Source organism: Pseudomonas sp. GLN_2 (genome assembly GCF_043106005.1).
Classification (GTDB): Bacteria; Pseudomonadota; Gammaproteobacteria; order Pseudomonadales; family Pseudomonadaceae; genus Aquipseudomonas; species Aquipseudomonas alloputida.
Window position 1 is genome coordinate 26,669 of record NZ_JBICMC010000113.1, and the last position, 14,466, is coordinate 41,134.

The 14,466-nt window shown below is 61.9% G+C and carries 11 protein-coding genes; 3 read left to right on the forward strand and 8 right to left on the reverse strand.

What is annotated here, in order from left to right:
• Positions 1-105 precede the first annotated feature (105 nt).
• Positions 106-381, forward strand: a complete 276-nt coding sequence (locus tag ACF8Q6_RS26660) for a polyhydroxyalkanoic acid system family protein (RefSeq protein WP_003249289.1) — start codon at positions 106-108, stop codon at positions 379-381.
• 18 nt (positions 382-399) lie between these two features.
• Here the strand turns inward: ACF8Q6_RS26660 and ACF8Q6_RS26665 are convergent, their stop codons facing one another.
• Positions 400-5,160, reverse strand: a complete 4,761-nt coding sequence (locus ACF8Q6_RS26665; protein WP_392494314.1) for a hypothetical protein — start codon at positions 5,158-5,160, stop codon at positions 400-402.
• A gap of 179 nt (positions 5,161-5,339) precedes the next feature.
• Here ACF8Q6_RS26665 and ACF8Q6_RS26670 point away from each other — a divergent pair, with 179 nt between their 5' ends.
• Positions 5,340-5,759, forward strand: a complete 420-nt coding sequence (locus tag ACF8Q6_RS26670; protein ID WP_392494316.1) for a phasin family protein — start codon at positions 5,340-5,342, stop codon at positions 5,757-5,759.
• Positions 5,760-5,769: 10 nt separating this feature from the next.
• Entirely contained in the window at positions 5,770-6,555 is a 786-nt protein-coding gene (locus tag ACF8Q6_RS26675; protein WP_392494318.1) for a phasin family protein, read from the forward strand.
• A gap of 111 nt (positions 6,556-6,666) precedes the next feature.
• Here ACF8Q6_RS26675 and ACF8Q6_RS26680 read toward each other — a convergent pair whose 3' ends face one another.
• From ACF8Q6_RS26680 to hslV, 7 genes are all read right to left on the reverse strand, one after another.
• Positions 6,667-7,281: a TetR/AcrR family transcriptional regulator gene (locus tag ACF8Q6_RS26680; RefSeq protein ID WP_021783744.1), complete on the reverse strand. Its 615-nt coding sequence runs from the start codon at positions 7,279-7,281 to the stop codon at positions 6,667-6,669.
• Positions 7,282-7,293: 12 nt separating this feature from the next.
• Complete coding sequence (gene phaC, locus ACF8Q6_RS26685; protein ID WP_392499757.1) at positions 7,294-8,976, reverse strand: class II poly(R)-hydroxyalkanoic acid synthase; 1,683 nt, start codon at positions 8,974-8,976, stop codon at positions 7,294-7,296.
• A gap of 49 nt (positions 8,977-9,025) precedes the next feature.
• The gene (phaZ, locus tag ACF8Q6_RS26690) at positions 9,026-9,877 is read right to left on the reverse strand and encodes a poly(3-hydroxyalkanoate) depolymerase (protein ID WP_014754680.1); all 852 of its coding nucleotides are present in this window, start codon (positions 9,875-9,877) and stop codon (positions 9,026-9,028) included.
• 62 nt (positions 9,878-9,939) lie between these two features.
• Positions 9,940-11,619 (reverse strand): class II poly(R)-hydroxyalkanoic acid synthase, encoded by a 1,680-nt coding sequence (phaC, locus tag ACF8Q6_RS26695; RefSeq protein ID WP_014754679.1) that lies wholly within the window; start codon positions 11,617-11,619, stop codon positions 9,940-9,942.
• A gap of 268 nt (positions 11,620-11,887) precedes the next feature.
• Positions 11,888-12,265 carry a gamma-butyrobetaine hydroxylase-like domain-containing protein gene (locus ACF8Q6_RS26700; RefSeq protein WP_003249306.1) on the reverse strand — a complete coding sequence of 126 codons (378 nt, stop codon included), beginning with the start codon at positions 12,263-12,265 and terminating at the stop codon, positions 11,888-11,890.
• 166 nt (positions 12,266-12,431) lie between these two features.
• Entirely contained in the window at positions 12,432-13,775 is a 1,344-nt protein-coding gene (hslU, locus tag ACF8Q6_RS26705) for an ATP-dependent protease ATPase subunit HslU (RefSeq protein ID WP_003249308.1), read from the reverse strand.
• 76 nt (positions 13,776-13,851) lie between these two features.
• Positions 13,852-14,382, reverse strand: a complete 531-nt coding sequence (hslV, locus tag ACF8Q6_RS26710; RefSeq protein WP_003249309.1) for an ATP-dependent protease subunit HslV — start codon at positions 14,380-14,382, stop codon at positions 13,852-13,854.
• Positions 14,383-14,466: the final 84 nt, after the last annotated feature.

A 14,466-nucleotide genomic window follows, 5' to 3' on the forward strand; every position in this document is an offset into this window, starting at 1 on the left:
TTACCGCCATTCTAGGGCGAACGGGCGGATTTGTCTTGGCGGGGTGTGCCAGTGGGCAGGGGCGGGCATAATGCTCATTATGTCTACATCTTCAGGAACGCCCGCATGACCCAGATCAGCGTCGAACGCAAACACTCCCTCGGCCGTGATGCCGCCCGCGCCAAGGCCGAAGCGCTGGTCGACAAGCTCAGCCGCGAGTACGACCTCAAGGCCACCTGGAACGGTGACCGCGTGGACGTTGCGCGCAGTGGCGCCAATGGCAGCGTGCACATTGGCGACGACAGCATCCGCGTCGAATTGAAGCTGGGCATGATGCTGTCGATGATGAGCGGCACCATCAAGGGTGAGATCGAGCGGGCGCTGGACAAGGCCCTGGCCTGAGCCGGCGCCGCTCTCTGGCTACTGCGGCGCGTCCGCCGGGAAAGGAATGATGCCAATCACCTGCTCCAGGCGCAGATCGCCGCGGTAGATCGCGATGCGCTCGCGTGCGTCTGCGGCCTGCTCGAGCATGGCCTTGCGGCCCCTTACACCTGCATCCCAGAACTTGAGGTGGCCCTTGACGAAGTCATGCCCTCTCGCTTCGAGGCTGGAATAATGAAAGTGCGCCTCCCACAGTAGCCGCTGTGGCGCTTGCACATCTCGAATCTCGTAGACGTCGAGGTAATCATTGGCGTGACGTAGCTGCCGGCGAATCACGGTCTGCCTGACACGAATCCGCTTCTGCTCAGCCAGGAAACGAAGGGCCTTGCCGTCGGGATGGCGGGTGTTCAGATACGCGTCGGTGAGCAGCCGAAGCCTTTCGTGATGGACGCGGTCTACCGCTGCCCGAAGGAGGTCGACCAAGCTGGAATCCAGTGGGTTGTTCAGCTCGGTCAGTTGCTGCTGAACTTCGCGCATGTCACCGGCCGGCCATTCCAGGAAGTCGCTCAGGCTGTTGGGCTCATCGGCATAGTGAGCGGCGAAGGCGATTTTTCCATCCACCTCTGCCAGCAGGCGGTTTGCTCGCTGGCGAAGCTGTGCCCGGTCGCGCGGGGCCGGCCGTGCTTGCTCAGGCACGGCATGCCACACCCCGTCGCGTTGAGCGAAGCTGCCCGCAGGCTCCTGGTTGAATGCACTGCGCTGGATGGCCCGGTTGCCCATTTGGTCGATTTCCACCAGCAACGGTCGACCTCGGTCGACACGGATGACCCGGCGCCTGATCGTTGCCGGGCGATGGTAGGGCGCTGGCGAGGGGGGACTGATGCCGCTGTCGAGGTTGGTCAAGCTCGCGCTCAGTTGCTGCTCCGTGATCTGGGTGATCGTGGACAGTTCGCGTATATATTCGTCCAGCACGTCACTCACCAGCGCAGGCGAGTCCAGGGTCTTCATGTATTGGGCGCGGTCCAGCACGGTACGGTATTTCTGAAGGATATCCTCAAGCAGTTCGGCTTTGACCTGGGCCGTCTCTTCGGTGGCTGCCAGGCCGTCGTGGCTCCATACCGTGCGGCTGAATTCGATGCCGCTGAGCGGTGCGCGCATTGCAAGCAAATGCTCGGCCGTGTCCGCAGAGAGCCGAGACTTGTCCACGGCGAGGTAGGCCAGGTCACTGAGCAGTTGGGCCCGAATGACCAGCGTCGAATACGTCCTGCGTTGAATGGTCTGAGCGAGTTTCGTGGCTTTATTGGCAAAATCGATCTTGGGGTCCTGCAATGTTTCCGCCAGGATCCGATCCAGCCGCTGGCTGACGACAAGCAGGCGGCGGCTGGCCTGGCAGGAATCGCGTACCCGTTCACGATGATCGAGGTATTGCTGAATCTGCTCGGCTGTCTCTGGGAAGCGGGGCAGCCCGATGGCCTGTCCGCTCAGTGCCTGATGGTCGACCTGCTCCAGCAGGCGGCGGCACAGCAGCATGTCGTTTTCGATGGCTGCACCGTACCAATTGCCGTATCGCCGTCGGTTCGGGGCTCGGGTGTCGAATTTGCTGAACCTGGGTTCGGCCATCTCCTTGAATACTTCGATGTTTCCATGCAGCAGCGTACTCTGCCGTTCCAGGTAGAGCGCGGATGCCCGGATTTCCGGCAAATGGCGCAGGCGTTGGGCTTTGAGTGCCTGCCTCTGAAGCTGCAATGCTGGCGGCGGTGAAGCGCGCTCATGTGCAGGCAGTGCGTCGATAGCCATGCTGTACTCCAGAGCGAGGTCGTCATAAGGCTGTAGTTGCACTTGGCTGCGTTCCATCAGTGGCGCCATCTGATTAAGCATTTGTTGATTCGCCGTGGCGGTTGCGCTCAACGTGTCGAACCGTTGGCGGTTTTCAGCGTTGATGGTGTGCCTGTCCTTTGGCATGCCGCCGAAGAGGCTCACGTTCAAAGTCCATTGTTCATGCCAGCGCGTAAGCCATGGCCCTTTTTGCCGTTCACGACCCACGATGTGATAACCGTCCGGGTCGCCATTCCATTGCGACACCCATTCGCTGCTGCTCGGCTCGGGCCCGATGATCTGCATGCCGTTCCAGGTCTCGATGACCTCATAGGCGTCATCGCCGAGCTTGACGTAGTACCGGCCGGCGATGCTGTACAGCCCCCGCAGACGGCCCTTAGCCAGTGGCACGTGCCCTTCCAGCGGCTGCGAAGCCTGCAATTGGGCCATTGACTGACGCACCTGGGGCGACAGCTTGCTCAGGCTCTGCTCCTCACGCCAGGCATTTACCCGCATGATCCTGGGCGGCGGCGGCTCGACGGGGGCCTGCCAGGGTTTCTCCTGTGGTTGCTCGACCGCTGGCGGCGGGGAATCTTCCTTCGGCGCAGGGCCTGAAAAACGGAGCGTAGCGGCCTCTTCGCTGTTGGTGGGTGGCGTTGCAGGGCGGTGGGCAAGGAGCAAGGCCAGGTTGGTGAGCAGGTCTATGGCTGCGACGATCTTGTTGTCACCGCTGCGCTTGATCAGCGCCTCCACGTCTTCCTTGGCTGCCGACAGCGCCACCACCAGCCACACCAGCGTGGTCATCGGGCCATGCCAAAGTTGGGTGACGGTATTGAAGATCGCCCACGCAGCCTCCTTCACCAAAGCCCGCACTTCTTGAGCATTGGAGACGCTGTTGCTGGCTGAGGCCAATAACATGGTCTCGATACGCGCGTTGAACAGGTGGGTGTCCAGATCTTCCGTCCACGCCTGGAACGAGACCTGGACCGGGCGTCTGAGGCGTTGCAAAAGGCCGTCCAGTAGCTCGACCGGCACATTGAGCAAGTGCGTCAGCGCTTTAATGTTCGGGTGCAAGTGCGGGTGCTTGAACCCGTCGTTCTGGTAAATCGGGCGCGCGTCATCGTCGAGCCAGGCCAATACGCTCTCTTGCAGTTCGCCCCTGCTGCGGATTGCGTCCATCAGCAATTCGAGGGTCGGAAATTCCTGCAACGCTCTGCCGGCATAGAATGGGCGGTACAAGACCCAGGTGGCGCTTGCCGGTATTTCGATAATGAACATCCCGTGCGCCACATCGCTTGCCGAAGCGCCAGGTGCGCAAAGAAACGCCAGGGGGGCGATGCGCAGTAGGTCCACGCCATTGTCCATGCCCTGGCAGAACCTGAGAATTGCCTGGCTTGCCGTTTCGCCAAGCTGTTGCTCGATCTTGGCCTTCAGTGTGCTGAACCGAAGGGCGTAACGCCATTCCCTGGCATGCTGTCGGATTCGCTCGGCCCTGCGCGGTTGGGTGTTGACTTGGTCCTTCAGGTAGGAGGGGTAATGACCGCCGATGTCGACCTGATGAATCAGGCCTCTGATCTGGTCGATGCTCAGCCAGTCGGTCACAGGCGAGCCGTCCTCGAAATTCATCCCGCTCATCACCTCGCCAGCCTCCAGCCGCAGGCGTGAAACTGCCAAGTCGGTCAGGGGCACCGTGCGCAAGAACAGTGACTGCCCTTGTGTGCCGGCGCCGATGATGGCTTGGGAAATGCGGATGTGCACCTCGTTCGGGTCGTGCACCGCCTTGTCTGGGTAGCTGGTCTGCAGGGTCTCACGCAAGCGGCGAGCGGCGTAATCACGGATATCCTCGACATCGCCCAGCGATGTGCGACCCTTCGACCGACCTTGGTTCGCCGCCAGATCGAGCAGTGCAGTGTGATAGGCATAGCGGTCCTCAGCGCTGGCATTGAGCAGCCATCGCGGCGGACTGACGGCGGGTGCAGTTCGTTCCTGCAAAGGCAGGTCGAAGAAGTAAGCTGACGGGTCGCTCACCTGGCGCAGTTGTCGCTCCAACTCGTCGACGGTTGCCAGGCCACCAAGACGCAGGCGTCCGATGTCGTCAAGGATATCGTTCAGCAGCTGCCTGGCCTGGAAGGCGAAAGGCCGTCCGATCACCGGCGTGTGCGCCCAGGACAACGCCTCGAAGCGATAGCGTTGCGCTAGCTGCCGTTGCAGCGCAGTGGCAAAACTGGCCAGGTCGACATGGCGACGAACCGAACCGCAGGGCTTGCATTGCAGAACCAGGTTGCGGTTGCCGCTTGTGGTGATGAGCAACAGATCCGGTAGGGTAACGGTGTGTGCCCCGCCATCCGTTCCGAGCGTGACTTGTATCGCCTCGACAGCCAGGCTGTCGTGTACCCCGTCGAGCAGGGCGTACATTGCAGCTTTTGCATCATCTGCCAGACCTTGGCGAGGGAGGTTCTCGAGCAATGCAGCCTTGATGGTGTGCTCCAGCCAGAGCATGCGCGAGACTTGGCTGTCTTCGTCGAGCCCGTTCCAGAAGCCGATCTGGGCTTGCTGGAAGGCGGGTATCAACGCGCCAAGCACTGTATCGAAGTCATCGTTGAGCTTCGACAGGTCCGGCATGATTTCGGGTTGGCGGATGTTGTTCTGGCTTTGCTCCTGAATTTGAAACACATGGGGAGGGCTGATGCTCAGCCTGTCTGCGGCGCCCAGTTGCACATGTTCCTTGGCCAGAAAATGCCTGAGAAGCTTGTCCACCAGCCCGCTCTGACGTGAGAAATCATCGGTGCTGGCCGGTGCATGCAGGATGACGAAAGGATCGAGCGATGTGATGTGAGGGTGGTTGCGGTGCAACCATGGATACCGGTCGCTGAAAACCTGAAATGCTTCTTTTGATAAAACGTCCCGCAGGCTGGGGCGTTTGGAGAAACAGGCTGCCACGCTTTGCTTGAACGTCAGCCTGGGTGGGTTTGCTACAGCAGTCATGGCGTCGATGTCCGTGAGGTGAAGCCTGCGACGCTAGCGCTATGGTCAACGGGGCTTGCGGTATATAGATGCGACAACGACGACCTTAGGGTGAGGTTTCTAATTTTCTTCCCTACCTTATGCACAAGCCCAGCCTCCATGGGCGGTTTTCCACCACTCATGAGCATGAGGTACACAGCATGGCCAAAGTGATTGTGAAGAAAAAAGACGAAGCCCTGGACACGCTTGGCGAGGTACGCGGTTATGCGCGCAAGATCTGGCTGGCCGGTATCGGCGCCTACGCCCGCGTCGGTCAGGAAGGCGCTGACTACTTCAAAGAGCTGGTCAGGGCGGGTGAAGGCGTCGAGAAGCGCGGCAAGAAGCGCATCGATAAAGAACTCGATGCCGCCAACCATCAGCTCGACGAAGTCGGTGAAGAAGTGAGCCGCGTACGCGGCAAGGTAGAAATTCAACTCGACAAGATCGAAAAAGCTTTCGACGCACGGGTCGGTCGCGCCTTGAATCGCCTGGGTATTCCGTCTAAACATGACGTTGAGGCGTTGTCGATCAAGCTTGAACAGTTGCATGAGCTGCTTGAGCGCGTCGCGCACAAACCATAAGGAGAGCAGGATGGCTGGCAAGAAGAACACCGAAAAAGAAAGCAGCTCCTGGGTCGGCGGGATCGAGAAATACTCCCGCAAGATCTGGCTGGCGGGGCTGGGTATCTATTCGAAGATCGACCAGGACGGCCCGAAGCTGTTCGACTCGCTGGTGAAGGATGGCGAGAAGGCCGAGAAGCAGGCGAAAAAGACGGCTGAAGATGTTGCCGAGACTGCCAAGTCTTCGACCACTTCGCGGGTGTCGGGCGTGAAGGACCGTGCGCTGGGCAAGTGGAGCGAACTTGAAGAAGCCTTCGACAAGCGCCTTAACAGCGCCATCTCGCGCCTGGGTGTACCGAGCCGCAACGAGATCAAGGCCCTGCACCAGCAGGTGGACAGCCTGACCAAGCAGATCGAGAAGCTGACCGGTGCTTCGGTTACGCCGATTTCGTCGCGCACTGCAGCAACCAAGCCGGCTGCGAGCAAGGCTACAGCCAAGCCACTGGCCAAGGCAGCAGCCAAGCCAGCGGCGAAAACGGCGGCGGCCAAACCTGCTGCTAAAACTGCAGCGGCAAAACCCGCAGCCAAAACCGCAGCGGCAAAACCTGCAGCCAAGCCTGCAGCCGCCAAGCCTGCGGCGAAGCCGGCAGCGGCCAAGAAACCTGCGGTGAAGAAGGCGGCGGCCAAACCGGCAGCCGCCAAGCCGGCCGCCCCAGCGGCCAGCGCTGCGCCTGCTGCGACCACTGCACCGGCACCTGCCGCTACCCCGGCCAGCAGCACGCCATCGGCACCTACCGGCACCGGTACCCTGATCTGATACCGCGTCGCCTTCTTCGCGGGTAAACCCCCTCCCACAAGATGCGCCAAACCTTGTAGGAGCGGGTTTACCCGCGAATGCGTCGGCTGCAACACTCCATCTCCAGCAGGCCTACCCCTCCAGGTACTTCACTGCCAGCTGCTCCGCCGCCGCCCGGGCCTGGGCCTGCAGATGCGGCGCCACCAGCATCATCACCTGGTACACCACGATCCCCACATCCCCCTCGCGCCCCAGCACACGCTGGTAATCCAGCGAGAACATCAGCGTCAGTGTGATCTGCTCAACCAGTTGCCCCAGCGCCTGGGTATCACTCTCCACCAGCCCTTGGCTCTTGAGGCTGGCCAACAGCGCTGCCAGCGTGCGTTTGATTGCGTTGATCAGGCTGCGCATGCCTCGGGCGAGCTTGGGCAGGCGCCCGGTCAGGTTGGACAGGTCCTGGAACAGAAAGCGGTACTGAGCCATGCGCTCGACGATCAAGTGCAGAAACAGCCAGTAATCCTCTGCGTCCAGACGCACCTCCAGCGGCGGGTCCAGCAACGGCATCAACGCTTCTTCAAAACGCTCGAACAAACCCAGTACCACCGGCTCCTTGCCATGGAAGTGGTAGTACAGGTTGCCTGGGCTGATGCCGAGTTCGTTGGCAATTTCCAGGGTGGATACGTTGGGTTCGCCCTGCTGGTTGAACAACTGCAGGGCGCATTCAAGGATACGGTCGCGGGTTTTCATCCAGTCAGCAGCTCATCGGGTCAGCACGTAGGTGCCTGGCGCGGGACCTAGCGGTGGGTAATTGGCGTTGCCCAGTTCAGTACGCGGTGCCTTGAGCAGGCCGGAGCGTGCGGTGATCCACTCCAGCCACAACGGCCACCAGCTGCCTTCACTGCGCTTGGCGTCGTGGAACCAGGCGCGTGGGTCGCTGCTCAGCTTGGGGTTGGCCAGGTAGTAGGCCTTGGGGTTGCCTGGCGGGTTGATGATGCTCTGGATATGCCCGCTGTTGGCCAGCACGAAGCGCCGCTCGCCACCCAGCAGCAACGCCGAGCGGTACACCGCGTCCCATGGCGTGATGTGGTCGTTGCTGCCGGCCACGGTAAAGCTGTCGATATTGACCTGCTGCAGGTCAATCGGCGTACCGCACACCTCCAGCCCGGACGCGTAGGTCAAGGGGTTGAGCTTGAAAAACTCCAGCAGGTCGCCATGCAGCGCGGCGGGCAGGCGCGTGCTGTCGGCATTCCAGTACAGGATGTCGAATGCCGGCGGTGTCTTGCCGAGCAGGTAGTTGTTGACCCAGTAGTTCCAGATCAGGTCGTTGGGCCGCATCCAGGCGAAGATCCGCGCCACTTCGCCACCGTCCAGCACGCCGCGCTGATAAGAGCGTCGCTTGGCCGCTTCGATGGTCTGCTCATCGGCGAACAGGCTGGCCGGGCTTTCGAACTTGCTGTCCAGCAAGCTGACCAGGTAGGTGGCACTGCGTACCCGGCGCAATTGCTGCTTGGCTTGCAGGTGGCCTTGCAGTGCGGCCATGGTCAGGCCACCGGCACAGGCGCCCATCAGGTTGGGGTCGCGGTTGCCGCTGATACTGCGGCAGGCATTGAGCGCTTCCTCCAGGGCTTGCACGTAGCTGGAAAGGCCCCATTCACGGTGGCGTGGGTCGGGGTTGCGCCAGCTGACCATGAACACCTGCAAGCCGCTTTTGAGCATGTACTGGACAAAGCTGTTGGTAGCGCTGAGGTCGAAGATGTAGAACTTGTTGATCTGAGGCGGCACGACCAGCAGTGGGCGTGCGTGCTGCTTTTCGCTCATCGGCGAGTACTGGATCAGCTCCAGCAGCTCGTTGCGAAATACCACTGCGCCAGGGGTCGCCGCCAGGTTGGCGCCAACTTCGAAGGCGCGCTCGTCCACCTGACGCGGCAGCCCATCGTTGTGACGCAGGTCGTCGAGCAGGTGGGCCACGCCGCGCACCAGGCTCTGGCCGCCGGTGTTGAACAGCTCTTTGACCGCCAGCGGATTGAGCAGTGAGTTGCTGGGCGCCAGCGCATCGTTGATCAGGTTGAACAGGAAGTGGGCGCGGGCTCGATCATCGTCGTTCAAGTGGCTTTCATCGATCCACTGGCGTGTCTGCTTCTGCCAGGCCAGATAGGCCTGCAGGCCGCGGCGGTAGAACGGGTTCTGGCTCCAGGTCGGGTCACTGAAGCGTGCGTCACGCGGGTTCGGCTGGTAGGGCGTGTCCCCCAGCATCACCCGCCCCAACTGCCCGCCAAGCGCCAGCAGATGATGCGCGGTATGCAGCGGGTGGCGCAGGCCGTGGCGGCCGACGTTGCGCAGCGTGGAAAGCAGGTCGCGGCCGCGCAGGCCGAGGATGGCGTTCTGCACGTTCATGCGGGTGGCGGGGAGCGTTGTCGATCCTTTGGCCGGTTTGTCTTTCATGGCAACACTCCCTCGTCTGATCCATTTCCCCTGTCAGGCCGCAGCTGTTTCACCCCCCCGAGGCCGGACGGGGATGCATGACCGCACGCTGACGTTCTTCCTGCAGGAACTTCATGATGATCGGGGCGACGGCTTCGGCACGGGTGATCAGGAACAGATGGCCGTCGTCGATAATGTGTAGCTGGGCATTGGGAATCCGCCAGGCCAGCAGGCGCATGTTGATCAGCGGGATCAGCGGGTCGTCGTCGCCGGCCAGTACCAGGGTGGGCTGCTGGATCTTGTGCAGCCAGTGGATGCTGGTCCAGCCCAGCCCTGCGAACAGCTGCCAGTAGTAGCCCAGCTTGCCGCCGGAGCGCACCTTGGCGGCATGGTGCATGGCCAGGTCGGGGTCACGTCGGAAGCCGCCGCCATAGATCATCGGTGCAATGCGGATGACATGCGACGGCTGCACGTAACGCCGGGGGCTGGCCATCATCCACAGCACCTTGGGCTTGCCTGGCACCATTACCGCACCGGCAGCGGTGGCGGCCAGCACCAGCTTCTTGCAGCGCTCGGGGTAATCGTGAGCAAACTGCTGGGCCAGAGCGCCGCCCCAGGACACGCCGATGACGTTGACCTGGCCGTAGTCGAGGTAGTCGAGCATCCGCGCGGTCAGCTTGGCCAGCCCAGGGAAGCGGTACGGGTTGCGTGGCGTAGACGAGCCGCCGACCCCGGGCACATCGAAGGCGATGACTTCCAGGTCCGGGTCAAGTGCTTCGATGAACGGGAACACCAGCTCGAGATTGGCGCCGATGCCGTTGAAGATCAGCAACGGCGTCAGGTGCGGCTTTCCGGGGCGAACAGCGGTGCGGATGGACTGGTGGTCCAGCTCGACGGTCCTGAAAATATAGGGTTGCGGCATGCACGTGACTCTTGGGTGAAGTAAACACCGTGGCGCCCCACAGGCCGTCACGGCGCTGTAACTCAACGCTCGTGAACGTAGGTGCCTGGGGAGGCTTCGCCGGCAGCGTAGGCACGGCTGCCCAGGCGGATCGGTGCCTTTTTCAGTGCGCCGGCACGCTCGCCCAGCCAACTCTGCCAGTGCAACCACCAGGAGTCTGCATGCTTGATGGCGTTTTCCTGCCACGCCACTGGGTCGCCCGGGCGATCGGCACCGGTCATGAAACGTGCCTTCGGGTTACCCGGCGGGTTGAGGATGCTCTGGATATGCCCGCTGTTGGACAGTACGAATTCGATCTTGCCGCCGAACAGATGTGCCGAGCGGTAGCATGACGGCCATGGGGTAATGTGGTCGTTGGTGCCGGCGAGGCTGTAGATGTCGCATTTGACCTGTTTCAGGTCGATCGGGGTGCCGCACACTTCCAGGGCGTCGGGGCGGGTCAGCGGGTTGGTCTTGAACATTTCGATCAGGTCGCCGTGGAAGGCGGCCGGCAGGCGCGTGGTGTCGTTGTTCCAGAACAGGATGTCGAACACGGGGGGCTCATTGCCCAGCAGGTAGTTGTTGACCCAGTAATTCCAGATCAGGTCGTTGGGGCGCATCCAGGCGAACACCTTGGCCATTTCGCTGCCTTCCAGCACGCCCGCCTGATAAGAGTGGCGCTTGGCGGCCTCCAAGGTCTGCTCGTCGACAAACAATGCAACCTGGTTGTCCATGGTGGTGTCCAGCACGCTGACCAGCAGGGTCAGGGCGTTGACCTTGTTCTCGCCAATGGCGGCATAGTGGCCGACCAGAGCGGTACAGGTGATGCCGCCGGAGCAGGCACCGAGCATGTTCAAGTCCTTGCTGCCGGTAATCGCCAGCACAGCGTCGACGGCTTCTTTCAGCGCATCGATGTAGGTGGACAGGCCCCACTCGCGCTGGGCCTTTGTCGGGTTGCGCCAGCTGATGATGAAGGTCTGCTGCTGCGAGCGCAGGCAGAAGCGCGCCAGGCTCTTTTCCGGGCTGAGGTCGAACACGTAGAACTTGTTGATCTGCGGTGGCACCACCAGCAGCGGGCGGGCATGCACCTGCTCGGTGATGGGGCTGTACTGGATCAGTTCCAGCACATCGTTGCGGTACACCACCGCGCCTTCGCTGGTGCCCAGGTTCTTGCCCACTTCGAAGGCATCCATGTTCACCTGGCTGGGCATGCCGCCGTTATTGACCATGTCCTTGGCCAAATTGGACAGGCCATCGAGCAGGCTCTTGCCGCCGGTTTCGAAGAAGCGTTTGACCGCAGCCGGGTTGGACAGGGTATTGGTCGGCGCCATGGCCTCGGTCATCAGGTTGATGACGAACTGGCCGCGGCTGATGTCCTGGGGGGACAGGTCGCTGCTGCTGACCCAGTCCTGCAGCTCCTTGCGCCAGGCCAGGTAGGTTTGCAGGTAGCGGCGGTACAGCGGGTTGTTGCTCCAGGCCGGGTCATTGAAGCGGCGGTCGTCGCTGTCCGGGGCCAGGCTGGATTTGCCCAGCAGCACGTTCTTCAGCTCCAGGCCAAAGTGGGCCACATGCTTGGCGCTGTGCAGCGGTTGGCGCACGGCCTGGCGCAGCACGGTGCGTGCCGAGCTCAACAGGTCCTTGCGGCGGATGCCGATGACCGGGTTCAGCCCCAGGGTGTTTTCCGAGGCCTGCCGCTGCAGCTCATCGTTGTTCTTGTTACTCATCTACGACGCTCCGTTGTCCTGAGACAAGTACCGGTTGCTGTGGTGGGTGCACAGCCCTGAGCCCGGTACTGCTACTCGGGTGACCAGTGATAAGGAACAGCGGTGCTGCGTGGGTGCTGACGACCTGCAAAGTGATGCAGGGAACTTGCCACACCCATTGGTTACCCGACTTTCGTGTAATGCGCAAGACAGCCCTTCACTGGGCTGTCTGCAAGTCATTCAAACAGATGAATTTAGAAAATGCGCTCTAAACCCCTCAGGCCTTGCGCTAGAGCATGAGCTTGACCACAGATTCGGCTGGGTCGCGGGATTTGCCGGCCTTGTGCAACTCGTCGAGGTATTCCGCCCACAGTTGTTCCTGGCGCAGGCACAGTTGCTCAAGGTATTCCCAGGTGAACAAGCCGCTGTCATGGCCGTCGTCGAAGGTCAGTTTCAGTGCATATTGGCCGGCAGGTTCCAGGCCACTGAGGCCGACGTTGATCTTGCCGAACTGCAGGATGGGGTTGCCGTGGCCCTGGACCTCGGCGGAGGGAGAGTGCACGCGCAGGAACTCGGCGGGCAGGTGGTAGACCTCGCCGGGCGCGTAGGTGAGGCTGAGGGTTTTGGAGGCTTTGTGCAGGTTGATGGCGGTAGGCAGGCGGGCCATGGGCAGAATCTCTCGGGAGCTGATGAAGCACAGCTTCCAGCTTATGGGGGAGGGATTCAAGGGCCTCTTCGCGGGCAAGCCCGCCCCTGCACGGATCACCACAGGCCCAAGGGATGGGGTGACATGTGCAGGAGCGGGCTTGCCCGCGAAACTGTCGAAACCGGTCTTACAGGATGTAACGCGACAGGTCTTCGTTCTGTGCCAGCTCACCCAGGTGGCTGTTCACATACGCCGCGTCGATCTGGATCGGCGCTTCGTCATGGGTGCTGGCCAGGTCGCCCGCACTGAACGACACTTCTTCGAGCAAACGCTCGAGCAGGGTGTGCAGGCGGCGGGCACCGATGTTTTCGGTCTTCTCGTTGACCTGGTAGGCAATTTCGGCCAGGCGCTTGATGCCGTCGGCGAGGAACTCGATGTTCAGGCCTTCGGTCTTCAGCAATGCCTGGTACTGCTCGGTCAGCGACGCGTGCGGCTCCTGCAGGATGCGCTCGAAGTCTTCCGGGGTCAGTGCCTTCAGTTCGACACGAATCGGCAGGCGGCCTTGCAGCTCGGGCACCAGATCGCTCGGCTTGCTTAGGTGGAATGCACCCGAGGCAATGAACAGAATGTGGTCGGTCTTGACCATGCCCAGCTTGGTGTTGACGGTGCAGCCTTCGATCAGCGGCAGCAGGTCGCGCTGCACGCCTTCACGGGACACATCGGCGCCGCCAACGTTGCCGCGCTTGGCAACCTTGTCGATTTCGTCGATGAACACGATGCCGTGCTGTTCGACCGCTTCCAGAGCCTTGGCCTTGAGTTCTTCCTCGTTGACCAGCCGGCTCGCTTCTTCATCGCGAACCATCTTCAGCGCTTCTTTCACCTTCAGCTTGCGCGCTTTGCGCTTGCCCTTGCCCATGTTGGCAAACAGGCTCTGCAGCTGGTTGGTCATTTCTTCCATGCCGGGCGGCGCAGCAATTTCGACACCGACGGCATCGGCCACTTCAATCTCGATTTCCTTGTCGTCCAGCTGGCCTTCGCGCAGGCGCTTGCGGAACAGCTGGCGGGTGTTGGAGTCGCTGCTGGTCTGTGCGGCTTCTTCGCTGAAGCTGGTGACGCGTGCCTGGGGCAGCAGGGCGTCGAGGATGCGGTCTTCGGCGGCGTCTTCGGCGCGGTGGCGCACGCGGATGATTTCCTGCTCGCGCAGCATCTTCAGCGCGGCATCGGCCAGGTCACGGATGATCGATTCGACGTCGCGGCCCACGTAGCCCACTTCGGTGAACTTGGTGGCTTCGACCTTGAGGAACGGCGCGTTGGCCAGTTTGGCCAGCCGGCGGGCGATTTCGGTCTTGCCGACGCCGGTAGGGCCGATCATCAGGATGTTCTTGGGGGTGACTTCGGCACGCAGCTCGGCAGGGAGCTGCATGCGCCGCCAGCGGTTGCGCAGGGCAATGGCCACGGCGCGCTTGGCGTCGTCCTGGCCGATGATGTGGCGGTTGAGTTCGTGGACGATCTCGCGGGGGGTCATGGACATGATCAATACGGTCCTTGGGCAGGTGAGTCAGCGTGGAAAAGCCCCTTCACCGGGAAGGGGCGCCAGAACAGCTGAATCAGTCGGCCAGGTCCTGCTCCTCGATGGTCAGGTTGTGGTTGGTGAACACGCAGATGTCGCCGGCGATGTTCAGGGCGGTCTCGGCGATTTCGCGGGCCGAGAGGTCGGTCTTGTTCAGCAGGGCACGGGCTGCGGCCTGGGCATAGGCGCCGCCGGAACCCATGGCGATCAGGCCATCTTCGGGTTCGACCACGTCACCGTTGCCGGTGATGATCAGGGATGCATCCTTGTTGGCCACGGCCAGCATGGCTTCCAGGCGGCTCAGGGAGCGGTCGGTACGCCATTCCTTGGCCAGCTCGACGGCGGCGCGTACCAGGTGGCCCTGGTGTTTTTCCAGCTGACCTTCAAAGCGCTCGAACAGGGTGAAGGCGTCGGCAGTGGCGCCGGCGAAGCCCGCGATGACCTGGCCGTGGTACAGGCGGCGCACCTTCTTGGCGTTGCCTTTCATCACGGTGTTGCCAAGGGATACCTGGCCGTCGCCGCCCATGACGACTTTGCCGTTACGGCGGACAGAAACGATTGTGGTCAAGGGGAGAGTCTCCACGCAGCGGGGCGAAAGTGCCTGATGCAGACTCATATGGGGGTGGGGGGAAGGATTTCAACCGGGGGGGAT

Coding starts and splice junctions, on each gene's coding strand:
- phaZ (WP_014754680.1), bottom strand. CDS start 9,877: ATGCCGCAACCCTATATTTTCAGGACCGTCGAGCTGGACCACCAGTCC.
- phaC (WP_014754679.1), bottom strand. CDS start 11,619: ATGAGTAACAAGAACAACGATGAGCTGCAGCGGCAGGCCTCGGAAAAC.
- hslU (WP_003249308.1), bottom strand. CDS start 13,775: ATGTCCATGACCCCCCGCGAGATCGTCCACGAACTCAACCGCCACATC.
- ACF8Q6_RS26665 (WP_392494314.1), bottom strand. CDS start 5,160: ATGACTGCTGTAGCAAACCCACCCAGGCTGACGTTCAAGCAAAGCGTG.
- ACF8Q6_RS26670 (WP_392494316.1), top strand. CDS start 5,340: ATGGCCAAAGTGATTGTGAAGAAAAAAGACGAAGCCCTGGACACGCTT.
- ACF8Q6_RS26700 (WP_003249306.1), bottom strand. CDS start 12,265: ATGGCCCGCCTGCCTACCGCCATCAACCTGCACAAAGCCTCCAAAACC.
- phaC (WP_392499757.1), bottom strand. CDS start 8,976: ATGAAAGACAAACCGGCCAAAGGATCGACAACGCTCCCCGCCACCCGC.
- ACF8Q6_RS26660 (WP_003249289.1), top strand. CDS start 106: ATGACCCAGATCAGCGTCGAACGCAAACACTCCCTCGGCCGTGATGCC.
- ACF8Q6_RS26675 (WP_392494318.1), top strand. CDS start 5,770: ATGGCTGGCAAGAAGAACACCGAAAAAGAAAGCAGCTCCTGGGTCGGC.
- ACF8Q6_RS26680 (WP_021783744.1), bottom strand. CDS start 7,281: ATGAAAACCCGCGACCGTATCCTTGAATGCGCCCTGCAGTTGTTCAAC.